A 25,373-nucleotide genomic window follows, 5' to 3' on the forward strand; every position below is an offset into this window, starting at 1 on the left:
CTTGAAAATCATATAGAATTATTATTTATTTTTCACTAAATATTGATTTTTTTTGTTTATTTGTAGATCTAATTAAATGAAAAAATGATTAAAAAAATTTTACTTCTGTGTCTGATGGAATGCTTTGCCTTTGGTTTCTCACAAAGCCTGAGACCCATTGCGCAAAAAATCACTGAATTCCATACCGAAAAAAATACTTTCCAAAAGTATGATCTGTTTGAGGTCAATAAGACTTCTCCAAAATTCGCCGAATACAAAAGAGCAGCGACAGACATTACAGCCATCACTGTAAAATCTACCGAACTGAAGAAGCTGGTTCAAGAAAAACCCGAATATCTTGAAATTAGTTTTCCATTCGATGGGGGGAAGCAGATTACCGTGGAACTTTATAAAAACCAGATTTTCACGAATGAGTTTAAAGTGGTTACCAATAAAGGAGAGATCGTCAACTATACACCGGGTGCTTACTACATCGGAATTGTAAAAGGGGACAATACTTCGGTGGCTGCCTTCAGTTTCTTTGATAATGATATTGTAGGAATAGCTTCTACTTCTGAACTGGGAAATGTTATTCTTGGAAAGGCAAAAAATTCTGAAGATTTCGTAAGTTATTCCGAATCTAAACTGACAGGAGCTAATCCTTTCGTATGCGGGGTGGACGAACTGAAAGAAAATCAGGCAAAAAATATCTCATATGATCCGTCTTCCAGCAAAAAAGCAATGACAGAAAACTGTGTGAGAATTTATTATGAGGTATGTTTTAAACCTTATCAAAATAATAATTCTGATGTAACGACAACCACCAACTGGCTTACCGCTGTGCATAACAATATTGCCGCACTTTACAGCAATGATGAGATCAGAATAGCATTGAATGAAATTTATATCTGGACCACTCAGGATCCTTATACAGGAACACCCAATGCGAATCTTTCCAGCTTTAGAAATAACAGACAGACGTTTAACGGGGATCTGGCCCACCTGATCAATGCTCCGGCTACGACCAGTGTGGCATACATCAATTCTCTATGCGGAACTTACAAACACGCGTATTCAGGGATTTCTCAAACTTATTCTGAGGTACCTGTTTATTCATGGACAATTCAGGCGATGACGCACGAAATGGGGCACAGCTTAGGATCTCCTCACACGCATGCCTGCGCCTGGAACGGGAATAATACAGCCATTGACGGATGTGGAGCTCAGGCTGGTTATAGCGAAGGATGTACAGGTCCGATTCCTTCCACAACAGTTAAAGGTACCATCATGAGCTACTGTCACCTGGTTTCAGGAGTAGGAATCAGCTTTAGTAATGGCTTCGGACCACAGCCGGCAGCTTTGATCAGAAGTACTATCGATTCAAAACCTTGTCTGGGAACCAATTGCACTACGGCATGCGGAACGACGATTACCCAAATGAATATTTCAAATATTACCCAGGTTTCAGCCAATGCAGCATTTACTGATGCTGTTTCGACGGCATGGAAATATAAACTTAACAAAATGGATGGAACACTTGTAGAATCTGGAAATACAAGCTCTTCGACACTTAATTTCAGCAATCTTCAACCTGCGACGTATTATAATTTGTCTGTAGGAACAAACTGTTCTGCATCCAATGCTTTTCAGAGAACGCAGATATTTCTTACGGATGCTGCATGGTGTGCAGGTGCTCTGTTTACAGATACCGGTGGCCAAACTGCAGGCTACGGAAATAATGAAACCATCGTTAAAACATTTTATCCGGCTTCCGGAGCCCTTACAATGAGCTTTACAGAATTTGCACTGGAACAGGACTATGATTTTATGTATGTGTATAATGGCCCTTCCACAACTTCTCCTTTGTTTGCCAACGGAAATAATCTGACGGGGAATACAGTACCGGGACCGTTTACTTCTACCCATTCCTCAGGAGCTATTACGGTAAGGTTTGTATCTGATCCCGGCGTTACAGGAAACGGCTGGAAAGCTGGTTTTTCATGTGCTGTCTTGGGAGTTGATGATGTTACTAAAACCGATAACACCATAAGTATTTACCCGAATCCTGCTAAAAATATGATCGTTATTTCATCCAAAGAGGGTTTAAAATCATATAAAATTTATGATGAATCCGGAAGATTGGTCATTTCAGCTTCTTCATTAAAAGGGAATAAGCAGGAAGTTAATATTTCGTCAATTCAGACAGGAAATTATATTGTGACGGTAGAAACGGATAAACAAACGGTGAATAAAAAACTGATTAAACACTAAGAGAAGTAAAGAAGCACGATGCTTGAAAGGAAATTATGGAGAATCAAAATTGAAAAAGTAGACAGTATTTTGACCATTTCAAATGCTGTTAATGATTAGAGATGATAAAACCAATACAGCTTACATCATCCTTCTTCCATCTTGCAATCTTAATAAAAAAAGCCTGAAATAATCAGGCTTTTTTGCTGTATTGAAGCTAAAAATTCTTTTTATACATAAATAAATTGGAATTCGGCGTGAGTTTTGCTTATATTCAGCGGAATAATTTTAACTTTGTAAAAAGATTTATTGTCAAAATGACGAACCCTCTATTTTATGCAAAAATAATTCTGTTCGGAGAATATGGGATGATTGAAGACTCCCAGGGGCTTGTAGTACCTTACAGTTTCTACAAGGGAACCCTTAAATTCTCAGATTTGAGTTCTGAATTTGAACTTAAATCCAACAGACATCTGCAGAAATACTCTGACTTCCTTGCAGCGCTTGATCTTTCTGATGATTTTCAATTGGATATTGAACGCTTTAAAAACGATATTACATCCGGGCTTTTCTTCGATTCCAATATTCCTCAGGGATATGGAGTAGGAAGTTCAGGAGCTTTGGTAGCTGCTATTTTCGAAAAGTATGCGCTGAACAAACTGGACCCTGAACAGATTTCAAAAGATAATCTGAAGAAATTAAAAACCGTTTTCGGAGAAATGGAAAGCTATTTCCATGGTAAAAGTTCAGGGATGGATCCATTGATCTGTTATATGAACCTGCCAATCCTTATTGAAAATAAAGAAAACCTAGACCGGGTTTCCATTCCTGATGGGGAGCAAGGAAAAGGAGCTATCTTCTTAATTGATAGTGGTATCACGGGCGAAACCGGACCAATGATCCAGATCTTCTTTGAAAAAATGAAAACGGAAGGTTTCCGTAAGACATTAAAAGAAGAGTTCATCCGTTACAACAATGCCTGCATAGAATCATTCCTTAAAAAAGATATGAATCCTTTTTTTAGAAACCTGAAAAAGCTTTCTCACTGGGCGTATGAACATTTCCGTCCGATGATTCCTGAAAGTATTTTCAACATCTGGAAAAAAGGGCTGGACTCTAATGCCTATTATCTGAAGCTCTGCGGAAGCGGCGGCGGCGGATATATCCTGGGTTTCACCAAAGACTATGCGAAAGCTGAGAAAATGCTTGACGGCTTCCAGAAAGAAGTGATCTACAGATTTTAAATAGGTTGGAATGAATTCTGAAAAAGAAACTTTCCAATCTAAAAATTATGTCTCTAAATCTATATTTTACAGATTTTCACAATTCGTGGGCTTTCTGATCGGCGCAAGATTTTTTGTAGCAATATTGCTGACTTTTGCGCTGTATGTTTCCACTTTTTTCCTTTTTAATCAGGATGAGACTTTTAGAAAATTCGTCTTCGATTTTAAGGTTCACGGTATTATTTTCTGTACGGTTATAACCATTCTGGCGGGCGGAATTATCAATCAGTTTTACGATCTGGAAAAAGACCATGTGGTAAAACCTTTCCGGACCAGGATTCAAAGCTTCATCAAACAGAAATATTTCTTATACGCCTATCTTGTTTTGACAGCGATATCCCTTGGTGTCGCCTGGATGATTTCCCATAAAGTTTTCGCGTTCTTCCTCGTATATCAGTTTTTTATGTGGTTTTACAGCCACAAACTGAGCAGAATTTTAATCATCAATAATCTCACCTTTGTAAGTCTCACACTATATCCCTTTTTCGGAATGATGGTGTATTATGAAACTTTTTCCAAGAAGGTTGTGCTGATGGCTATTTTTCTGTTTCTGATTCTTCTGTGCATCGATATTGTCAAGGATATGCTGACGAAAAGCGTGGACAAAGCATTTGGTTATATAACGATTCCGAACTATTTTAAAACCGGAAATACTCAGATGATCATTATTTCTTTATTGGTCGTTACGATGGCGGTTTCCATGAAACTTATTGCCAAAACCGGGATCTCAGGTTTTATGGCCTATTATTTTACGGGAGGGCTGTTTGTGATGATCCTTTGTATTTACCTGTTGCTGGATTCATCCAGAAGAAGTAAATTCTTTACACTCAATATATTAAGGTTCTGGGTTTTTGTCGGAATTATAGCAATGCTGCTGAACGGAATCGAGAGCAAATTATAGAAAATTTTCTTTAAATAAACTGAGGTTATTATTACCTTTGCAAAACTAAATTTAATAAAAAGGAATGCCCATTTTTAACGATACTAAAGTTGCATTTGCAGACAAGTCTGATGCACAATTGAGAAAGGCGTACTGGATGTTTAAGATGATTGAACAGCCGGCTCTTACCAGCCTTGGAACTTCTGTCCTTAATTTTACGGTACACAACAATTTTCCTTTCGTGACCGGAATTGTAAAAAGCACTTTGTTTGAGCAGTTCTGCGGAGGGGAAACGCGTGAAGAAAGCATGAAGGTGGTGAAACAGCTTTTCAAAAGAGGAGTGGGAAGTATTTTCGATTATTCTATTGAAGGTAAGGAGGATGAAGAAACTTTTGATGCGGTATGCAAAGAGATTAAAGATATCATCAGATTTTCTGTGGGAAATCCTGCGATCCCTTTTATTGTATTTAAACCAACGGCTTTCGGAAGAATTGATCTGTATGAAGCGGTAGGAAACGGTTCAGAATTGACATCAAGCCAGAAAGAAGAATGGGCGAGAGTGGTCAAAAGATTTGATGAGATATGCAGTCTTTGCCATGAACATGACAAAAAAGTAATGGTTGATGCCGAAGAAACCTGGATGCAGGATGCGGCAGATCATCTTTGTGAAGAGATGATGGAAAAATATAACCAGGAAAAGCCAATTGTTTGGAATACCATCCAGATGTACAGAACCGGAAGGCTTGAATATATGGAGGAAAATCTTCAGAGAGCCAGAGAAAAAAATTACTTTATCGGGTATAAGATCGTACGTGGAGCCTATATGGAAAAGGAAAGAGCAAGAGCTGCTGAAAAAGGCTATGCAGACCCGATCCAGCCCACTAAGGAAGCTTCAGATAAAAACTATAATGCGGGAATCGATTTCGTGATGAATCATCTGGATAAAGTATCGGCATTTTTCGGTACCCATAATGAGATTTCATCAGAACTGATCATGGATAAAATGAAGGCTAAATCCCTTGAAAACGGCAATCCGCATATCTATTTTGGACAGCTTTACGGCATGAGTGATAACATTTCCTTCTACCTGTCGGATAAAGGCTATAATGTGGCTAAATATCTGCCGTACGGACCTGTAAAAGATGTTGTCCCTTATCTTACGAGAAGAGCAAGAGAGAACACTTCTGTAGCCGGACAAACAGGAAGAGAACTTGGGTTGATCAAAAAAGAACTTGAAAGAAGGAGAAAATAAGAATACTTTATTATAATATACGAGACCTGCATTAAATGCAGGTTTTTTTTGTCGGATGTATTTATAGTAAAAAGTACTGTTTATTATCCATTTCAATAGCTTTACTCTATTATTGATAATTTTACAAAATCAACTTTATGTTATGTATGATTTAAAATAATTAACTTTTTATTGTTTATTTAATTAGTATTTACTATATTTGATTAAACCATAAAAAACTAATACATGAAAAAAACATTACTCGTTGCTGCCTTGATGGCGGTTAACTTTATCCTCTCCCAAACCTACAGTAATGGAGGTTTAAGTACGGGTGCAACCTCTAAGGGCGGTACAGCGGCACCTGCCGGATATACCTGGTCTGAACTTCAGAATAATACAGGAAATACTACAGAATCCAATACCAGCTTGGGATTGGGAGGAACTTTCAGTTCAGCCACAGCAAGCTTTTTTATTGCTGATGACTTTACGGTCCCTATTGGATCTACGTGGCAGATCACTACCATTGACTTTTTTGCCTATCAGACTGGTTACACAGGAACGACGCCTCCATTTAATACAGTGAGGGTGAATATATTCAGCTCAGATCCTTCTGTAATAGGGGCCGTAAGTGTATATGGTGATGATACCACCAACAGATTCAGTGTGGCTACAGATGCCAATATGTATCGAACGGGAAATACTACGGTACCACTTACGGTAGCACCCGGAACCACCAGAAAGATATGGAAAGTGACGGCAAGTACTCCTAAGACTTTAGGTGCAGGAACCTATTGGATAAAATATCAGCTGCAAAATGTAGTGACTGCCAGTTCGGGCTTTTTACCACCTGTTACGATTGTTGGAAACAGGGGAATTCCTGCTTTTAATGCTAAACAGTTTGATGCTATTTTAAATACCTGGGTACCTATTGTAGATTTAGGAAACCCTGCAACAGCACCGGATTATCCTTTGGATATGCCATTTGTGATTACGTTTACAGCAACCACGTTAGGTACACAGGAGACGATGCAGTATGATAACAGAGTTCAGGTGTATCCTAATCCGGCAAAGGACCAATTTAGAATTAATAATCCTGAAAAACTTAAAATAAGCAGCGTGGAAATTATGGACACTTCCGGAAAATTGGTAAAAACATTGAAAGGTTCTGAAGAGTACAACGTTTCAGATCTGCCGAAAGGAAACTACATTCTGAAAATAAAGAATGAAGGCGGACTTACAAAAATGACAAAACTATTAAAGCAATAGCTTTAGTTTTCTTCTTCAAATATTTTTTATCCTGGCCAAAGAAATTGGCCAGGTTTTTTAGGGCTCAAAACTCTCAAATTTTCCGTTTTCATAGAAGAGAACAATTCGTTTTATCTTATTAGATTGATTTCCAATAACTTGATTAAGCATTTGCTCATTGGAATTTTCTAATCGCTGAGAATCTGATATATTTTGCTGCGTCTTATATGGGGGCGGTATAAACGATTCTCGCGGGCTCTCTTTTACGGTCTCAATTTCTTCTTCTGCTCCAAAATCTTCATCGTCCTTCATCATCGTAAACAGATCGGGGAGCGGAGTGGGTTTTCCTCTATCGTCGTCAGTCTTTTCTTCCGCTAGTGATTCTACTTCCGGTAACTCCGTCTTCAGCATTTCACCTTCTCCGGTAACCAGCCAATCCCAAAGAATCTCCGGGAAACTGGATTTGATCTTAATGATGAATTCAAGAGACGGCTTGTTTCTTCCTGAAGTAATATGGGAAATGGAAGAACGCTGCACATCAATTGCATCTGCAAACTCAGAAGGGCTGAGATTGGAATACTCAATAACTTTGGAAATTCTTTCGTTTAAACTCATAAAAATAAGTTGTCAATTGTGTTACAAATGTAAATAATAAAATTTACATAACCAAATTACATAAGTAAACTTTATTGAACCTTGTAAATATACAGATGTAAACACTTGTAATAAGCTTAAATGTAGCTATTTATGGTATTTATTTATCTATTAAGGCTCTATTTACTAAAGTAAACACTATTTTTAAGCGGATAAATTCTTTGAGTAATGACTCGTATACTTCTTTTTTTTATAGGGCTTCAGTTATACTCAATTTCTTACTTATTTATAGATAAACCAATGATTTTCAGTGTTTTCAAATGTAAATTTGGAAATGACCTTGCATTAGCATAGAATGGAGGTTTTTAAGCAATAAAAGACCATTTTTCGGTGTATACAAACGTAAATAGCGATTGTAAATAATTAATTATTAGGTATTTATAGGTGATTTAATAAAATTTTACATAATAACTGAATCTTATGGTCTGAGAAAAGCAACAGACTGTACATTGCAATTAAATTTAAACTAGATTTAAAGGATAAATGCGAAAAAACAACAATTTACATTTGTATGCAAGTGTAACCTATTAAGTTTTCCACATTAATCTTGTTTAATAATATTATGCCTATTTATTGATTAACAGACGTTTTTATACTTAAAGGAACATTCTAAATGTAATTGATATAAACTTCATAAAGCGCTGAATTTTAGTTAATTAAAAAATCGCGTTTAGATTATATTCAATTAACAATTTTATCCACAGACAAAATGGCAGTTGGCGGTGTTTGGTTAAATTACAAATGTTAACCAATATTTTTTGCGTAAAAATCATTAAATTTGACTCTTGTAAATTATTGATAATGAATTTTGAGCAAATCTATTTTCCAAACCCTAATTTCTTAAACCGCTATATTTCCCCTGAAAAATTATTTTCTTACCTACAGAACAATCTCAGCGGTTATATTAAGGAGATTGGAAGATCATATTTAGATAGACCTATTTACCAGTTAAGCATCGGAACAGGAACCATTAAAGTTCTTGCCTGGTCTCAAATGCACGGAAATGAATCCAACGCCACTCACGCGATGCTGGATCTCCTGGAAACTTTGGATAAGGCTCCGGAAATGAAGGAAGATCTTTTAAGTAAGATCAGGCTGGATTTTATTTTTATGCTGAATCCTGACGGATCTGAAAAATGGACGAGACTGAATGCAGCAGATATTGATCTGAACCGTGACTTTCACAACGAGTCCAGTACGGAGATTAAATACCTTAAAAAAGCTGCTGCTTCCAATACTTACGATTATGCCTTAAATCTTCACGAGCAAAGAACGATTTTCACAACGGACGGGATACATCCTGCTACACTTTCGTTTCTGGCACCTTCGGAAAATATAGAACGTACCGTGACGGAGAACAGGAAAAAATGTATGGCGGTTATAGGACAGATTTATGATCATTTAAAAGAATTAATCCCGAATCAGATCGGAAGATATTCTGATGAGTTTTATCCGACTTCTACCGGAGACAATTTTATCAAAGCAGGGATGCCTACCATTTTATTTGAAGGAGGACATTTCGCAGATGATTATCCAAGGAAGGGAACCAGAAAATATTATACGGTAGCCTTATATTATGCACTAAAAGGAATCAGTGAACTAAACTCTGATATTGAAGGCTGGGAAAAGTACCTTGAAATTCCGGAAAATCAGGAAACCCATTACGACATTATTTACAGGAATGTCAAACTGAATACGGATCATGAATGTATTTTGGATGTTGCAGTTCAGTACCGGGAGGTGATAGAGGAAGGAAAGGATGAGATATCTTTTGTACCTTTTGTCATGGAAGTGGGCGACGTGAAAAATAGAAAAGGCTGGGTGGAAATAGACTGTACAGGAAAGAAATTTGTGGCATCAACTAAATATCCGAAACTGGATGCTGTGGCAGAATTTACGATAGAAGACTAGACTCTTATTATATTTAAAATAAAACATCCTCAGAAAATAGTATTTCCTGAGGACGTTATTTTATGATAGAACAAAACTAGTTTACCACTTTGATTCCATTGGCTACAAATCTGATCTCTTCTTTAGGAGTTTTGATAGCGTCAATTTCAGCCTGAGGTTTTTTAGCATCCTCAGCGTAGTGTTTCTGTTCGTCTATAGAAGTTACTTTTCTTTCTGCCGTTCCTTCAAGCACTACAGTTTTACCTTTTAAGGCAGTAGGTACGAAGAATGCATAATCTTTCATTTTCACGAAAAACTGAGAATTATCTTCAGTCTGAATCGTTAGCCAGCATCCTTTTTTCTCGCATACATCAGTTACTTTTCCTTTCACTGCTACACCTTCCACTTTTTTGTTATCTTTTTTAAGCTTCTTGCTTAATTTATCTACGGTAATGGCTTTAGACTCGGACGTCGAAACAACTCCAGCTCCATAAGTATCACCTACAATAGCATTACCTTCCGGTGGTCCGAATTTTTTCTGTGATGTCTCCTGTGCAAAAGCTAAAGTGGAAACACTTACCGCTGCTGCAAATAATATAGCCTTGAATTTCATTTTTAATATTTTTTTCAAAAGTACTAATTAAAATTGAATATTAAATTGAGAAAAGGTTGATAAAAAACAGGTGGTGCAGTAAATTTTAAACAAATTCCAAAACGAAACACAGATTTGTTTATATTTGACACCTATACTTGACTATGCAAAAAAAACTGAAACTTTGGGACGCCATTATGCTGGTAATGGGCTCTATGATCGGAAGTGGGATCTTTATTGTTAGTGCTGATATGATGCGGAACCTGGGATCAGGTTACTGGCTGATTGTTGTTTGGGTGATCACTGGAGTGATGACGGTAGCAGCAGCTATCAGCTACGGAGAACTTTCGGCTCTGTTTCCAAAGGCAGGCGGACAATACACCTATCTTAAAGAGATTTTCGGCAAAAAGATGGGATTCCTTTATGGTTGGGGCTTATTTACAGTGATCCAGACAGGAACTATTGCCGCTGTGGCAATGGCTTTCGGTAAATTTACTGCTTATCTCGTTCCTTCGTTAAATGATGCGGCACCTCTTTTCCAGAGCGGGGAATTTAAAATCACCTGGATACAGATTCTGGCAATAGCCGTTATTCTTTTACTGACTTATATTAACACACGCGGTGTTGAGAGCGGAAAACTGCTTCAGAATGTGTTTACAGGTTCAAAAATCATAGCCTTATTGGGTTTGATTGCGGCAGGATTCATATTGGTGGATTTTTCCCATCTGGCTGAGAATTTCAGTTTAGGTTCGGATTCATTTAATAATCTTAAAAAAGACATCAGCGGTAATTTCCTTAAAGAAGGCTGGGAGCCTATCGGGGGAATGACTTTACTCGGAGGAATTGCAGCAGCAATGGTAGGTTCTGTGTTCAGTTCTGTAGCCTGGGAAAGCGTAACTTTCGTTTCCGGAGAAGTAGAAAATCCGAAAAAGAATATTGTGAAATCAATGATCTACGGAACTTCTGCCGTTATGATCCTTTATATTGCAGTTAATTACGTTTACTTAAATGCTTTGGATAGAGACAGTATTGCCTTTGCTACGAACGACAGGGTAGCGGTAGCCGCATCTCAGAATATTTTCGGAAGTGCGGGGACAGTTATTATTGCCGTTCTTGTGATGGTATCTACATTCGGTTGTAACAACGGACTGATCCTGGCAGGTGCAAGAGTATTTCAAACCATGGCCAAAGACGGAATGTTCTTCAACTCCGCTGAAAAGAATAATAAAAATGAAGTTCCTGAAAATGCTTTATGGATGCAGGGAGTATGGGCTTCCATATTATGCCTGAGCGGACAGTACGGAAATCTTTTGGACATGATCTCTTTTGTGATCGTTTTATTCTACATGATTACCGTTTTCGGGGTTATTTATTTAAGATTTAAAAAACCGGAACTTGAAAGACCTTATAAAACATGGCTGTATCCTGTAACTCCAATTATCTATCTTCTGATCGGAACAGGCTTCTGTGTACTGCTTCTGATCTACAAACAACAATATACCTGGCCCGGATTTGTAATGGTCCTGCTAGGACTTCCGGTATATTATTTCATTAACAGAAAAAAGACGGCAGATCAATCATAAATTTTAACCGTATAAACCCTATTTAAGGCTTCCGTAAAAACCCGGAAGCCTTTATTATATGCGATATTTTTTGAGGTATTTTCCGATTTATTTCATGAAAATGTGTATTTTGGTAGCTCTTTTTAAGTAAACTAGACCATGAAGTAAAAATAAGAAGCTGACTATGGATACACCAAATTACAGAATGCCTTTTGTACCTTCAACACTCATGACTGAAGGCGGAAGCATTGATATCTGCGACATGGGCGAAAGCATTGCGCACAATATCATGCTGCTGATCACCACCAAAAAAGGCGAGAATAGATATGATGACAACTATGGAAACGACGTCTGGAACCTGGAATTCGACAATGGGGTTACCAGCGCCGTATGGGAAAGCGTTTTCATTAAGAGCCTGAGAAGGCAGATTCAGGAGTATGAACCCAGGATCGTACAGGCGCAGGTTGATGCCCACATTCAATTTGTAGAACACAGCTACGATACCAAAGAACACACAGAAATCAAAAAGAAAGTAAGAATTGCCATCAATGCAAAAATGGAGGCAACGGGAGAGCGTTTCAGCTTTTCTACAGAATTATTTTTAAGTCCGATGTCTATTGACTAAATGTTTTTAACTGCAAGAAAAATTTATGAACTTAGATCAAAATATATACTCCAAAGAATCTGTAAAGGCAAGAATGCTTCAGAACGCCACCAAAGTGTGGGGACTGAAAAGCCCGCAATCTCTGGACCCTTTTGTAAAACTACTGATAGACGCATTCAGTACGGAAGTCTTTAAAGCCAATAACGAGATTCAGACCGTAAACGCCCGTATCCTGGAGAAACTGGCCAAACTTCTGACACCGTCCATTTATACCCATCCGATTCCGGCTCATGCGGTGGCCTTTACGCTGCCATATGATTCTTCGGAAGTATTGCTGGAACATACGGAATTCTTTTTCCGTAAGCAGATGACCTCTACGGTGAAATCAGAATCGGACAAACAGCTGAATATTCCTTTCACACCTGTAGGAAATGTACGGATTAATAAAGTACAGACAGCGGTCATGTTTGTAGGGAATACCTGCTATAGCGTAGACGACAGACTTAATAAAATTCCGGTAGCAAGATTTCCGGGGAAACCCGAAGATTACAGAAAGATTACCATCGGAGTGGATGTAAGCAGATATGCGAGCGAGAATTTCCCTAAATATTTAAGCGTATTCTGCTCAAATCCGGCTTTTGAGCATATGGATTTTGTGTACAAACTTCTTCCTTATATTACGGTAACGAGCAACGGAAACCCTTTATTTGTAAGAGAAGGGCTTAGCTATTTGAGCAATAATCAGCCTGAAGGATATGAGCAGATGTTCAGGGAGCAGTCTATCCGAAACAAGGCCATTGAAGATATTAAAAGTATTTACCGCCATAAATTCATAGAAATCACAGGACTTTCAAGCAGCCTTTTCTCAGAACCCGGAAAATTACCACAGAATCTGGATTTTCTGGATGGAAAAGAGGAAATCAGAAAACAGATCGGAGACAAGCGTTATTTGTGGCTTACTTTCGAGTTCCCGCCACAGTTTTCTGCTGAGATCCTGGATAACTTCTCATTTGTAATGAATGCATTCCCGGTTTACAACAGAGGCTGGAAAAAAACGGAATATAGTCTGGACATTATGGGGAACAATATTCCTCTGGTTACAGACGAAGGCGAGCATTTCCTTTATGTAGATGAGGTTCAGGACGGCGACGGAAGAAAATACACCGAAATTCCTTTTACGCCCGCAGATGATCTTAAAAAAGGGCTCTACACCGTAAGAAAAGGAGGAATGGAGCGCTTTACGAACAGAAACGCGGTAGACATGATCGCCAATGTTTTGGAACTGACAAGAGATGAGATCGCTGCATTTTCACTTTTAAATAGGGATAATGTTAAAGGAGTCCTTAGTGAAATGTCCGACAAAATGAAGACGATGGTGCAGAAGGTGAACAATGCCAAACGAAATATCAGACAGGAGCTGAACTACGTGATCATGGAGCCTGTAGAGAAAACAGACCATACGTATGCTTCTTTCTGGGTGACACACTGTACTTTGGCCAATCATATGCGTCCTGGAACTGAACTTTCCAATCAGTTGAAATCACAAACCGTGGTACTTCTTACTGAAACCATTGGAGGGGCGGAAGAGCAAAAAGGAACAGACAGTATTCAGGCTTATAAATATGCTTTAACGACAAGGGATAAGATCATTTCTCTGGAAGACGTTAAAAACTACTGCAGAATGATCCTGAAAGATGAGGTGAAGGAAGTAAGGGTAAGAAGAGGAACCATGATCAGCAATCGTCCTAAAGAAGGTTTTGTAAGAACCGTTGAGGTAGAAATTATTCCGCAGAACTATTCTTTTTACGGAAGAGCATACTGGGAAAATATGGCCAATATCCTCAGAAACCAGATTATTTCAAAAGCAATTGACGGAATCGAGTATGTAGTGAAAATCAACAATGAAGACATCGACCTTGACGAAATATAACCAAACTTAAAATTATAACATATGAAAAAGATTATCGTACTTGCGATGGCCCTGACGTTTACATCGGTGAGTGTCATCAGCTGTAAAAAAGATGTCAGTAAACTGGGTAAATCTGTTTTGAATCTTGGAGGGGCGGATGATGCCAATGCCATCATTGATTTTAACAACAACTTTCTGGAATCATATAAAAGTACATCGAGACATATCGAAAGTATCCTTAAATATGCTGATGCCGCTGCTGCCAAAGCAAAAGGGGAGAACGTTATGATCATGCCTATTGTGATCAGCTCGATGGATTATTCATTCGGAAAAATCAAAGAGGTGCCTTCAGGATTTGGAAAAGACAAAGCAGCTATAGAGGCGGACTTTAATACTTACAAAGCTAAAAAGGAAAACATAGAGAAAAAGTTTGAAGAGCTTAAATCTTATATGACTTCTGAAGATTATAAAGATGATAAAGGAGCGAAAGCAGATGCCATAACAAAGGATATTGAAACCGAGGCGCAGGCTTTGTTTACTGCCGGAGAAAATGTGGTGGCCAAGATTAAACCGGGTACAGATGCTGCAGAAGAAGTAGTTCTGAAAGATCATCCTATGAAAGAGTACATCATTTCTTCTAAAAGTGTCATGAATTCTCTGGATTCCAATATTGATCTTCTGGACAAACAGTATACCGGAAAGTTCAACGAAGCGGAGGCTCAGAAAAAGTATGATGAGCTTGCCAAAACGGTTGATGCGAATTCCAAATTAGAATTTAATGTGAAAGATCCGCAGTATTCTTATAAAAAATCGCAGTTTGAAAGTTTCAATAAAACGGCTTCAGGCTTTTTGGATACCTACAGAAAACTAATTCGTGATGCGAAAGGAACAGGAAAAATTTCCGACAGTGATATCCAGCAGATCGATTCCTCTTACGAATCGGTATTGAATTCATACAATTCATTTGTAAAATAAAGAGCAAAATTGAACTTATAGAAAAAGACTGATACATGGTGTCAGTCTTTTTTGTTTTTATTGACATTAGGAAGTCTCAACATGAGACTTTTAAAGAAAAACTTCATCGCGGTTTTTAAGGTAATTGTTAAAAATAAGCGTCTACTGCTAACTCCCAATCTTCCTCTTTCAGTTCCCTTAATTTTAATTTTCTTAACCGGAGCCTCGATTAAATGAGCCTAATTGATTCTGAGTACGACATCCTGAAAATTTAACTAAAATTAAACTCTAATAAAAACTTTCCGGTTCACACAATTCCATAAAATTCCGTAATTTTGCACATCGTGATTTTCAGGCAGAGTCACTTCAAATTATGAGCAAATCGACAGAATATATAGAAGTTTACGGAGCACGTGAACACAACCTTAAAAATATTAATGTTAAGATCCCACGAAACGAGCTGGTAGTCATTACCGGGCTTTCCGGAAGCGGAAAATCTTCTTTGGCTTTTGATACGATCTTTGCCGAAGGACAGCGCCGTTATATCGAAACATTCTCAGCGTATGCCCGTCAGTTTTTAGGCGGTCTGGAGCGCCCTGACGTAGACAAGATCGAAGGACTTTCTCCGGTCATTGCCATCGAACAGAAAACAACTAATAAAAACCCACGTTCCACAGTAGGAACGGTTACTGAGCTTTACGATTACCTGCGTCTTTTATATGCAAGGGTTTCTGATGCGTACTCTCTGTCTACAGGGAAAAGACTGGTAAGCTATACGGAAGATCAAATCCTGGATACCATCAAAGAAAATTATAAAGGCGAAAAAATAATGCTGATGGCTCCTGTGGTACGTTCCAGAAAAGGACATTACCATGAACTTTTCGTGCAGATGGCGAAGAAAGGTTACGGTCAAGCAAGAATCGACGGTGAACTTCAGGATATTGAATACGATCTAAAGCTTGACCGTTATAAAACCCACGATATCGACATTGTCATTGACCGTTGGATCATCGGGGAAAATGCCTCTGAAACCAGAATGGAGAAATCCCTGCGCACCGCTATGGAAATGGGCGAGGGGATCATCGGAATTCAGAAACTGGGAAGCACAGACATTGAATACTTCTCGAAAAACCTGATGGATGCCGAAACAGGTCATTCACTGGCGCTTCCGGAACCGAATACATTCTCTTTCAACTCCCCGAAAGGAAGCTGTCCTGATTGTAAAGGATTAGGAACCATAAAAAAGATCAATACAGATTATTTTATTGAGAATTCTAAACTTTCCATTAACCAGGGAGGATTATTACCGCTGGAAGATATTAAATCCAACAAATGGATCCTGTCCCAGATTAAAAATATCCTTGAGATCTTCGGATTGGGAATGGCAACGCCCATGCAGGATATTCCTGAAGAGGCTCTGGATTATATCTACAACGGATGTCATAAAGAATTTAACAAAGACCTGAAATACGCAGGAATTACCAAAAAAATAAAAATAAGCTTTGATGGTCTGATCACTTTCATGGAAGAGATCATTGATGAAAGAGAATCTTACGAAGCAGTTCTGCTGGAAAGACACTTCACCACTGAAGAAACCTGCCCGTCATGCGGCGGAACCCGTCTTCAGCCGGCAAGTTTAAGTTTCAAAATCGATGGAATGAATATCGCTGAGGTGAATGCCTTAAGTTTATCCGATTTAAAAGAATGGTTATCGGATGTTAAGGATAAATTCTCTGAGAAAAATAAAATCATCGCCTTCGAGATTTTAAAAGAAATTGAAACAAGACTTCAGTTCCTTCTGGATGTAGGTTTGGATTATCTGAGCTTAAGCAGAAGCTCGAAAACACTTTCCGGAGGAGAATCTCAGAGGATCCGTCTTGCCACGCAGATCGGTTCACAGCTTGTGAATGTATTGTATATTCTGGATGAACCGAGTATTGGACTTCACCAGAGAGATAATGAAAGACTGATCAGCTCATTAAAGAACCTTAGAGATATCGGAAACTCTGTGATTGTTGTAGAACATGACAAAGATATGATCCTGGAAGCCGATGAGGTACTGGATATCGGTCCGAGAGCCGGAAAATTCGGAGGAGAAATATTGTGGCAGGGAAAACCGAAAGACCTGTTAAAGGCAGATACCATTACGGCACAATACATCAACGGAAAACGAAAAATTGAAATTCCTGCAGAAAGAAGAGCCGGAAGCGGTAAAAATATTCTGTTAAAAGGGGCTACAGGAAATAACCTTAAAAATGTCACGCTTGATATTCCATTAGGAAAACTGGTGGTGGTAACGGGAATTTCAGGGAGCGGAAAATCTTCTCTGATCAACGGAACTTTGTACCCGATTCTTAATAAACATTTCTACAGAGCGGTTCAGGAACCTCTTCCGTACAAGAAGATCGAAGGACTGGATAATATCGATAAAATTGTAGATGTAGACCAGACGCCGATCGGAAGAACACCCCGTTCAAATCCGGCAACGTACACGGGAATGTTTACTGATATCAGAAATCTTTTTGCAGAACTTCCGGAGAGTAAGATCCGTGGGTATAAGCCGGGAAGATTCTCATTCAACGTAAAAGGCGGAAGATGCGAAACCTGTCAGGGCGGAGGATTGAAAGTGATTGAAATGAATTTCCTTCCGGACGTTTATGTTCACTGTGAAACCTGCAACGGAAAACGCTTCAACAGAGAAACGCTGGAAGTGCGTTATAAAGGAAAATCAATTTCCGATGTACTGGATATGACCATTGATGAAGCGGTAGACTTTTTCCAGCCGATTCCTAAGATTTTTGCTAAGGTGAAAACCCTTCAGGATGTGGGATTAGGATACATTACGCTTGGACAGCAGTCGACGACCCTTTCAGGAGGTGAAGCACAGCGTATCAAGCTGGCTACGGAACTTTCAAAAAGACAAACCGGAAATACACTTTATATTTTAGATGAACCTACCACCGGACTTCACTTTGAAGATGTAAAGATCCTGATGGAAGCCATCAATCAGCTGGTAGAATTAGGAAACTCATTCATTATCATTGAACATAATATGGATGTGATCAAATTAGCCGACCATATTATCGACGTAGGACCGGAAGGAGGAAAACACGGTGGACAAATAGTAGCTCAGGGAACTCCTGAAGAGATTGTAAAGTCTAAGAAGAGTTTAACCGGGAAGTTTTTGAAAAGAGAACTGGAATAAGGACTTATATGAACAGTTTGGCACAAAAAGATGGAAGAAATACGAGGTATTATGAAATTCAGGAAGATGGAGTTTTTGTAAGAACTAAATTTGCGAAGGAACTAAATGAGTATAAAATTCATTTTTCAGATATTTATGATGATGAAAGTGTTTTTAGAAAATCAAAAGATCCTGTAATTATCGCTATAGTTATATCTGTGCTGGTGAACTCAATATTGCTCACTATTTTTATTAATGAAAGCTATCAGCTTTCTCAGTCTTCAGGAATGATTGTTTTTGGCATAGCAATGCTTCCTGCTTTAATTGTAACTGGTATATGTAATAATGAATTCAAGGCTGAAAGTTCTAAAAATATTGTCGCTGCAAAACCGCTTATTTTTTCCTACACGAAAAGAGAAATGGAAGAAGTTGACAGATTTATTGTTGAAATTAAAAAGAGTAAAAAAGAATACTATTTGAGAGAATATTATAAAGTAGACAATCTGATTCCTGTTCATACTCAAATAGCACGGATTCACTGGCTTTATGAAAGTAAATACATTACAGAGAGTGATGCACAATTTATTATCGATGAGCTTGAAACCAAAAGAATAATCAATGGATGGTAACATGTCCGGAAAATGATAAAACATAGAAAAGAATTTGTGAAAGCAGATTCTTTTTTTTATTTCCCTCTTATTTCACTATAAATAGTTTCAACCCTTACCCAATAATCCTCCTGCATCCATCCATATTTCTTATAACCGATCCGGATCATCAAATTTTTAAACCTTTTTTTGGTTGCAAGGTGAGACGTAATAGCCTCAACCAGCCATTTTTCATTAAAGCCGGCCCATTCGCCCGCAGGTTGAAGCAGATTGGACTGAAGAACCGGGAAAATTTCATAGGTATTAATGGTTTTCACTTCTTCGAAAGTATACGGACTTTCCAGAATTGTTTTTACAATATATCGGAAATCGGAATCCTGAAGCTCTGTATCCAGATAAAAATCAGAAAGAGCGATCCATATAGGTTTTCGCTCTTTTATGTTCAAAGGTTTTAACATTATACTTTTTTTGAATAATGAAAATCTTGTGGGAATCCGGGATCCTATAAAGGAGAGATGTAAACCTCTATTTTAGTTCCGTCATAATTAAATGTTCCGTCAGAATTTCGTTTGCCCAAGACCCATTTCATATCAACAGGCACCGACCATGCTGTTCCTAAAGAGAACCCGTTTACAGATCTGATCTCCGTACCGCTCCCGGTAGTAATCGCTGAGTGAAACCAGGTTTTATCTCTTACTCTGTAAAAGCCAATGGCTTTTCCTTTGGGAATAACGGAATATCCATCCCATTTCTCTCCTCCGGAATAATCGAACTTATTAAGCCATCCCTGAGCATGATACTGTACGAGTTCAGAGGGAGATATCGCGGCACCTCTCATGTATAAAGCATAAGCTACCACATCATGACATATTCCTTTGTTGTAACTGCCCATATCGTCCTGCCCGGAAAGAAGACCGTTCGAAATCAGGGTCTTTTTTATGGGATCCAGTTGGCCTGCATGAGCTCCTTTTGCTGTTATAATTTCCATATTTTTAATTGTTTTGGTGTATGTTTTTGGCTTAGTGAAAGATACGCATTAAATATTAAACCGTATTTCCCTATGGATAGATCTATTTTTTCTGTGATAACCTATAAATAATGAAAGCTTTAACGATTAAATTGTAATAATCTGATGCGGAATTCGTTATAAATTTGTTAAACATAAAATTAAAACGATATGAAAAATTTAAAGAAACTTACAAAAACCGATCTTAAATCTGTGTACGGCGGAGAACCAAAGAAATACTGCGTATTCTGCGAATGGATGAATAAAGTAGTATGCAGCGAGGTTCCGATCGCTCAATGCCCTTAAAAAATGTAAAGCTGCTCTCAGAGCAGCTTTTTTTATGATGAGGTTTTACTTATTGGCATTTTGGGTGAATTCTTTCAGACTTGTTTTCAAATCTTTCGCATTTCCTATACTGTCAAATCGGATATTGTCAATTTTCCAGCCCTGACCGGAATTGATCAATTGTACGTTATCTGTCCACTTAATTTTCGGTGGGGATAAAGTGTATTCAAGTTCAACAGCTGCATTAGCTGAGGTTCCGGAAGGATCTATTGTAACCGACTTTATTTTATATCCGGTATATCCTTCATAGAGACTGGAGAAAACAGCGCCCTCGAACAATAACGGTTTTTCATCCGGGTGATCACTTTTTTTCACTCTTTCAATATCAGCTTCCGATGCGTGGATAGCATCTTCCAGAGTCTTTTTCAGTTCCGGAGAAAACAGACTGTCTGAAAACGATTGATTGTAAATCGATTTTTTTGAACCGTCATATTCTGTATACAGCTGATTGACTTTTTGGTTAATTTCCGTATCAGCCGATACAGACGGGCGGGTTTCATTGTTTTTGCAGCCTGCCAAAAACAGAATACCGCTTAAGCATAGAAATAATTTCTTGATCATAATGAGTGTGATTTTTTTTTCATTAAAGGCTCAAACTGTATGCCGATTTTTCTAATTTCATTAATTTAATAAGTTAAAAATAAATTAAGCAGCCCATCGTAAAAATGTATACATTTGAGTATAAAACATGATTTGTGAATCCTATTCTTGATGTTGTCGTACGTTCCTTGTGTGTTTACCTTTTTATGGTAATCGCGATCCGTCTTTTTGGTAAAAATCAGCTTTCCCAGCTCAATGCAGGGGATGTGGTATTGTTGCTGCTTATTTCCAATGCTGTTCAGAATGCAATGGTAGGACCGGATACCTCGCTGCAGGGCGGTCTTATTGCGGCACTAGTTCTTTTCGCAGCCAATTTTATTTTAAAAAGACTCATGTTTGCCAACCGGAAATTCGAAACCTTTATGGAAGAGGATCCTGTCGTCCTGATCAGAGATGGAGTGATAGATCAGCCTGCTTTGAACAGGGTAAAGATCACCCGTGATGAGCTGGAAGAAGCGATAAGAGAACACGGCGTAGAAAAAATACAGAATGTAAAGCTCTCTATTCTCGAGGTAGACGGAAATATCAGTGTTGTTTCTCAGGACGAAACACAGACACAAACGCATTATTCAAGAATTAAAAGAAGAAATAAAAGAAAATACCATTAAAATAGTATGAATTACGAATTACGCGAAATGCTTCCCAGCGACGAAAAAAGGGTGTTGGAGATATTCAGACAGGGACTGGAAGGCGGTATGGCTACTTTTGAAACTGAAGTTCCTACAGCCGAAGCCTGGAATATGGAATATTTCAACGACTGCCGGTGGGTTTTGGAAAATGAAACCAATGAAATAGTAGGATGGTGCGCTTTGAAATTGGTAAGCAAAAGGGAATGTTATAAAGGAGTGGCTGAAGTAAGCATTTATTTTGAGAATTCTTATCAGGGGAAAGGTTTAGGGTCAGTGCTGCTGAAAAAGATGATTCTCGACAGCGAAAGCCACGGATTCTGGACATTACAGGCCAGTATCTTCCCGGAAAATGAAGCATCCATAAGATTTCATCAGAAAAACGGCTTCAGAACCGTAGGAGTCCGCAAGAAAATAGGAAAACTGAACGGGCAGTGGAAAGATGTTATCCTGATGGAAAAGAGAAGCGAAATAATTAATTGATGAGATGTTAGAAGCTAGAAATTAGAAATTAGTGTGAAACTTTGAAATAGACCACTAAACTAGCTTCTAAGCTCTAATATCTAAATTCTTTTCAAATTTTGGCATCAACCTTGTTATCTCCCTACTGAAATTTGAAAAAGTAGAAAATGAAAAGTTTGATTAAAATTACAGGGGTCGTAACGGTCCTGTTCATGTTGTCATCATGTGTAGTGCATGATCAGCACGTGAGAAGGGTTCCACCGGGACACGCCAAGAAAATGTATGGGGGAAGTGCAAGGTATTATGCTCCGGGACATGTGAAAAAAAGAGTGTATTACTACGACGATGACGACAGAGGCCGCGGCCACAGACACAAAGGAAAGAAACATCACAGAGATTGAGAAAAATAAAAAAGCCCTGATTTTTTCAGGGCTTTTGATTTATATTTAAAATCTGGATTTTTTAGGATTCAGGAATGTATTGAAGATCATTACCTCGGTTCCGAATTTTTTCTCGACCCTTTCTGCAATGTTCAGCATTTCACTTTTAATGAAGTCTTCCCTGAGGTCTTCATTGTCAAAAATCAAAAGAAGATTATAATTCTTACCTTCGTCTATATAATCTGTGTGTACTTCAGAAAGAATATATTTGTTGACGTCCATCAGGTTTTCGGCCATCTGGACCAGTGTTTCGTCAATATAATTTTCCCATTCTTCAATATTGTTTTTCGTGCAGTGGAAAGTTATACTCAATAAGCTCATATTTTATGAATTTTTAAGATTTTGTGGATAAATTCTAGCACAAAAATCGGTAAAAATTTCGTAAATTAGCCCGTTAATAAAAATTGGAAATAAATAATTTTCAGACGCACAGCTAAAGGTCTGACTGTCATTATAATAAAATTTGTTTATGCAAAAAGAAGGAGAAAGACTGATTCCTATCAACATTGTTGATGAAATGAAATCGTCTTATATCGATTATTCGATGTCGGTTATCGTTTCAAGAGCGTTGCCGGACGTAAGAGACGGCCTTAAACCCGTTCATAGAAGAGTACTGTATGGTATGTATGGATTAGGGGTTTTTTCTAATAGAAAATATTTAAAATCTGCCAGAATTGTTGGGGATGTTTTAGGTAAATACCACCCGCATGGTGACTCTTCTGTTTACGATGCGATGGTAAGAATGGCGCAGCCTTGGAGCTTGCGTTATCCTCAGGTGGACGGACAGGGTAACTTCGGTTCAATGGACGGCGACCCGCCTGCAGCAATGCGTTATACGGAAGCAAGATTGAAAAAAATATCTGATGATATTCTTTCTGATTTAGATAAAGAAACCGTTGATTTTCAGAATAACTTCGATGATAGTATGACGGAGCCTACCGTTATGCCTACAAAAATTCCAACGTTATTAGTGAACGGAACATCGGGTATTGCAGTAGGTATGGCAACCAATATGGCGCCACACAACTTATCAGAATCTGTAGATGCGATCACTGCTTATATCGATAATAAAGATATTACGATCGATGAACTGATGCACCACATTACAGCACCGGATTTCCCTACAGGAGGTATTATCTATGGTTACGACGGGGTAAGAGACGCTTTCCATACAGGAAGAGGAAGAGTAGTGCTGAGAGCAAAAGTGAATTTCGAGGAAATCGGAAACAGAAATGCGATTATCGTTACAGAAGTTCCTTACCAGGTCAATAAGGCGGACATGATCGCCAGAACAGCTGAATTGGTTAAAGATGATAAGATTGTAGGAATTCATGAGATCAGAGACGAATCGGACAGAAATGGTCTGCGTGTCGTTTATGAACTGAAAAATGATGCGATTCCTAATGTTGTCTTAAATTTATTGTATAAGTATACAGCGCTTCAGACTTCTTTCAGTGTGAATAATATTGCATTGGTTAAAGGAAGACCGGAACAGCTGAATTTAAAAGATATCATTCATCACTTTGTAGAGCACAGACATGAGGTAATCGTAAGAAGAACTCATTTTGAGCTTAAGAAAGCGAGAGAAAGAGCGCATATTTTAGAAGGTTTCATGAAGGTGATTGGTGCTCAGGATTCTTTAGACAGAGCTATCGCTATCATCCGTCACAGTGCTAACCCTCAGGGTGCAAAAGAAGGTTTGATCGAAGCATTTGATCTTTCTGATATCCAGGCTCAGGCTATTCTTGATCTGAGATTGGCACGTCTTACAGGAATGGAGCTTGATAAGATCCGTGACGAGTATGATGCCATCATGAAAGAAATCATGAACTTGGAAGACATCTTAGCGAATGAGCCAAGAAGATTCGAGATCATCAAAGAAGAATTGGCTGAAATTAAAGAAAGATATGGTGACGAAAGAAGAACTGCCATCGACTTCTCAGGAGGTGAAATGTCTATCGAAGATATCATCCCGAACGAAGCAGTGGTTCTTACCATTTCGCACGCAGGATACGTTAAGAGAACATCTCTTTCCGAATACAAAATTCAGAGCAGAGGAGGGGTAGGAAACAGAGCGGCAACTACAAGGGATGAAGATTTCCTTGAGTATATCGTTTCTGCGACCAATCACCAGTATATGTTATTCTTCACAGAAAAAGGAAGATGTTACTGGTTAAGAGTATTTGAAATTCCTGAAGGATCTAAAACTTCAAAAGGTAGAGCGGTACAAAACCTTATCAACATCGAACAGGATGATAAGATCAAGGCTTATATCAGAACCAATAACCTGAAGGATGCTGAATATGTCAATCAAATGAGCGTAGTAATGGTAACCAAGAACGGTACTATTAAGAAAACGTCTCTTGAAGCGTATTCAAGACCAAGGGTAAATGGTGTAAATGCTATTGAGATCAGAGATAATGACCAGTTGTTAGGTGCTTACTTAACCAACGGTACTTCTCAGATCATGATCGCTACTAAAAACGGTAAATGTATCCGTTTCCCTGAAGAAAAAGTGAGAGAAGTAGGTAGAGGATCTATCGGGGTTCGTGGGATCAGCATGGAAGATGATGATGAAGCAATTGGTATGATTGTTGTGAATGATCTGGAAAATGAAACGGTACTTGTTGTATCTGAAAAAGGATATGGAAAAAGAACGGCTGTTTTAGACTACAGAGAAACCAACAGAGGAGGAAAAGGAGTGATCACCCTGAACATTACCGAAAAAACAGGACATCTGATTGCTATTCAGAATGTGACAGACGAAGACGGATTGATGATCATCAATAAGTCGGGGGTTGCCATCAGAATGAATATGGATGAAATGAGAGTAATGGGTAGAAATACTCAGGGAGTAAGAATGATCAACCTTAAGAAAAATGACGAAATTGCAGCGATTGCAAAAGTAGAAATGGATAAAGATGTTGAAGACGATTCCGAAGAATTGACAGAAGAAACAGAAATTGTAGCTGATAACCAGGAAAACAATACACCTCAGGCTGAAAACGAAAGTCCGGCTGAGGAAAGTGGGAATTCTGATTCTGAAGAATAAAAGTACAATTAATATAA

General features: G+C 38.3%; 23 protein-coding genes. 17 read left to right on the forward strand and 6 right to left on the reverse strand.

Annotation, left to right across the window (positions count from 1 at the left end; genetic code table 11):
• Nucleotides 1–84: 84 nt before the first annotated feature.
• From IW22_RS07610 to IW22_RS07630, 5 genes are all read left to right on the forward strand, one after another.
• Complete coding sequence (locus IW22_RS07610; RefSeq protein ID WP_034725412.1) at nucleotides 85–2,250, forward strand: T9SS type A sorting domain-containing protein; 2,166 nt, start codon at nucleotides 85–87, stop codon at nucleotides 2,248–2,250.
• Between the two features lie 296 nt (nucleotides 2,251–2,546).
• Nucleotides 2,547–3,473, forward strand: coding sequence for a mevalonate kinase (locus tag IW22_RS07615; RefSeq protein WP_034725668.1), 927 nt, complete (start codon nucleotides 2,547–2,549; stop codon nucleotides 3,471–3,473).
• A 10-nt stretch (nucleotides 3,474–3,483) separates the two neighbouring features.
• Nucleotides 3,484–4,413 carry a UbiA family prenyltransferase gene (locus IW22_RS07620; RefSeq protein WP_051891144.1) on the forward strand — a complete coding sequence of 310 codons (930 nt, stop codon included), beginning with the start codon at nucleotides 3,484–3,486 and terminating at the stop codon, nucleotides 4,411–4,413.
• Between the two features lie 64 nt (nucleotides 4,414–4,477).
• Nucleotides 4,478–5,644, forward strand: a complete 1,167-nt coding sequence (locus tag IW22_RS07625; RefSeq protein WP_034725414.1) for a proline dehydrogenase family protein — start codon at nucleotides 4,478–4,480, stop codon at nucleotides 5,642–5,644.
• A 225-nt stretch (nucleotides 5,645–5,869) separates the two neighbouring features.
• Nucleotides 5,870–6,889, forward strand: a complete 1,020-nt coding sequence (locus IW22_RS07630) for a T9SS type A sorting domain-containing protein (RefSeq protein WP_034725415.1) — start codon at nucleotides 5,870–5,872, stop codon at nucleotides 6,887–6,889.
• 57 nt (nucleotides 6,890–6,946) lie between these two features.
• On the opposite strand, the gene IW22_RS07635 is transcribed toward IW22_RS07630, so the two are convergent.
• Nucleotides 6,947–7,483: a helix-turn-helix transcriptional regulator gene (locus IW22_RS07635; protein WP_034725416.1), complete on the reverse strand. Its 537-nt coding sequence runs from the start codon at nucleotides 7,481–7,483 to the stop codon at nucleotides 6,947–6,949.
• An 840-nt stretch (nucleotides 7,484–8,323) separates the two neighbouring features.
• Here IW22_RS07635 and IW22_RS07640 point away from each other — a divergent pair.
• Nucleotides 8,324–9,433: a M14 family zinc carboxypeptidase gene (locus tag IW22_RS07640; protein ID WP_034725417.1), complete on the forward strand. Its 1,110-nt coding sequence runs from the start codon at nucleotides 8,324–8,326 to the stop codon at nucleotides 9,431–9,433.
• A 76-nt stretch (nucleotides 9,434–9,509) separates the two neighbouring features.
• On the opposite strand, the gene IW22_RS07645 is transcribed toward IW22_RS07640, so the two are convergent.
• A complete protein-coding gene (locus IW22_RS07645) occupies nucleotides 9,510–10,025 on the reverse strand; it encodes a DUF4920 domain-containing protein (RefSeq protein ID WP_034725418.1) in 516 nt (171 codons plus the stop codon).
• A gap of 143 nt (nucleotides 10,026–10,168) precedes the next feature.
• On the opposite strand from IW22_RS07645, the gene IW22_RS07650 reads away from it, so the two are divergent.
• From IW22_RS07650 to IW22_RS07675, 6 genes are all read left to right on the forward strand, one after another.
• A complete protein-coding gene (locus tag IW22_RS07650) occupies nucleotides 10,169–11,587 on the forward strand; it encodes an APC family permease (protein WP_034725420.1) in 1,419 nt (472 codons plus the stop codon).
• 163 nt (nucleotides 11,588–11,750) lie between these two features.
• Nucleotides 11,751–12,191 (forward strand): GPW/gp25 family protein, encoded by a 441-nt coding sequence (locus IW22_RS07655; protein WP_034725422.1) that lies wholly within the window; start codon nucleotides 11,751–11,753, stop codon nucleotides 12,189–12,191.
• Between the two features lie 25 nt (nucleotides 12,192–12,216).
• Complete coding sequence (locus tag IW22_RS07660; protein WP_034725424.1) at nucleotides 12,217–14,100, forward strand: type VI secretion system baseplate subunit TssF; 1,884 nt, start codon at nucleotides 12,217–12,219, stop codon at nucleotides 14,098–14,100.
• 21 nt (nucleotides 14,101–14,121) lie between these two features.
• A complete protein-coding gene (locus tag IW22_RS07665) occupies nucleotides 14,122–15,054 on the forward strand; it encodes a DUF6845 domain-containing protein (protein WP_034725426.1) in 933 nt (310 codons plus the stop codon).
• A gap of 352 nt (nucleotides 15,055–15,406) precedes the next feature.
• Complete coding sequence (uvrA, locus tag IW22_RS07670; RefSeq protein WP_034725427.1) at nucleotides 15,407–18,238, forward strand: excinuclease ABC subunit UvrA; 2,832 nt, start codon at nucleotides 15,407–15,409, stop codon at nucleotides 18,236–18,238.
• 8 nt (nucleotides 18,239–18,246) lie between these two features.
• Complete coding sequence (locus IW22_RS07675; protein ID WP_034725428.1) at nucleotides 18,247–18,846, forward strand: hypothetical protein; 600 nt, start codon at nucleotides 18,247–18,249, stop codon at nucleotides 18,844–18,846.
• A 56-nt stretch (nucleotides 18,847–18,902) separates the two neighbouring features.
• On the opposite strand, the gene IW22_RS07680 is transcribed toward IW22_RS07675, so the two are convergent.
• Together IW22_RS07680 and IW22_RS07685 are read right to left on the reverse strand one after the other, a co-directional pair.
• Nucleotides 18,903–19,283 carry a hypothetical protein gene (locus IW22_RS07680; protein WP_034725429.1) on the reverse strand — a complete coding sequence of 127 codons (381 nt, stop codon included), beginning with the start codon at nucleotides 19,281–19,283 and terminating at the stop codon, nucleotides 18,903–18,905.
• 44 nt (nucleotides 19,284–19,327) lie between these two features.
• Nucleotides 19,328–19,813, reverse strand: a complete 486-nt coding sequence (locus IW22_RS07685; protein ID WP_034725431.1) for a hypothetical protein — start codon at nucleotides 19,811–19,813, stop codon at nucleotides 19,328–19,330.
• A gap of 189 nt (nucleotides 19,814–20,002) precedes the next feature.
• Here IW22_RS07685 and IW22_RS07690 point away from each other — a divergent pair, with 189 nt between their 5' ends.
• On the forward strand, nucleotides 20,003–20,137 hold the full coding sequence (locus tag IW22_RS07690) for a bacteriocin-like protein (protein WP_034725432.1): 135 nt from the start codon (nucleotides 20,003–20,005) through the stop codon (nucleotides 20,135–20,137).
• 45 nt (nucleotides 20,138–20,182) lie between these two features.
• Here the strand turns inward: IW22_RS07690 and IW22_RS07695 are convergent, their stop codons facing one another.
• On the reverse strand, nucleotides 20,183–20,737 hold the full coding sequence (locus IW22_RS07695; protein WP_051891145.1) for a DUF3828 domain-containing protein: 555 nt from the start codon (nucleotides 20,735–20,737) through the stop codon (nucleotides 20,183–20,185).
• 134 nt (nucleotides 20,738–20,871) lie between these two features.
• Between IW22_RS07695 and IW22_RS07700 the strand changes: the two genes are divergently transcribed.
• The 3 genes from IW22_RS07700 to IW22_RS07710 all read left to right on the forward strand — a co-directional run bounded on the left by IW22_RS07700 (nucleotide 20,872) and on the right by IW22_RS07710 (nucleotide 22,265).
• On the forward strand, nucleotides 20,872–21,384 hold the full coding sequence (locus tag IW22_RS07700) for a DUF421 domain-containing protein (RefSeq protein ID WP_034725433.1): 513 nt from the start codon (nucleotides 20,872–20,874) through the stop codon (nucleotides 21,382–21,384).
• A gap of 6 nt (nucleotides 21,385–21,390) precedes the next feature.
• Nucleotides 21,391–21,885 (forward strand): GNAT family N-acetyltransferase, encoded by a 495-nt coding sequence (locus IW22_RS07705; protein WP_034725434.1) that lies wholly within the window; start codon nucleotides 21,391–21,393, stop codon nucleotides 21,883–21,885.
• 146 nt (nucleotides 21,886–22,031) lie between these two features.
• Entirely contained in the window at nucleotides 22,032–22,265 is a 234-nt protein-coding gene (locus IW22_RS07710; protein ID WP_034725436.1) for a hypothetical protein, read from the forward strand.
• Nucleotides 22,266–22,310: 45 nt separating this feature from the next.
• Here IW22_RS07710 and IW22_RS07715 read toward each other — a convergent pair whose 3' ends face one another.
• Nucleotides 22,311–22,625 carry a DUF4286 family protein gene (locus IW22_RS07715; RefSeq protein ID WP_034725437.1) on the reverse strand — a complete coding sequence of 105 codons (315 nt, stop codon included), beginning with the start codon at nucleotides 22,623–22,625 and terminating at the stop codon, nucleotides 22,311–22,313.
• A gap of 148 nt (nucleotides 22,626–22,773) precedes the next feature.
• Between IW22_RS07715 and gyrA the strand changes: the two genes are divergently transcribed.
• Nucleotides 22,774–25,356, forward strand: coding sequence for a DNA gyrase subunit A (gyrA, locus tag IW22_RS07720; protein WP_034725438.1), 2,583 nt, complete (start codon nucleotides 22,774–22,776; stop codon nucleotides 25,354–25,356).
• Nucleotides 25,357–25,373 lie beyond the last annotated feature (17 nt).

Source organism: Chryseobacterium sp. JM1, assembly GCF_000737715.1.
GTDB lineage: Bacteria > Bacteroidota > Bacteroidia > Flavobacteriales > Weeksellaceae > Chryseobacterium.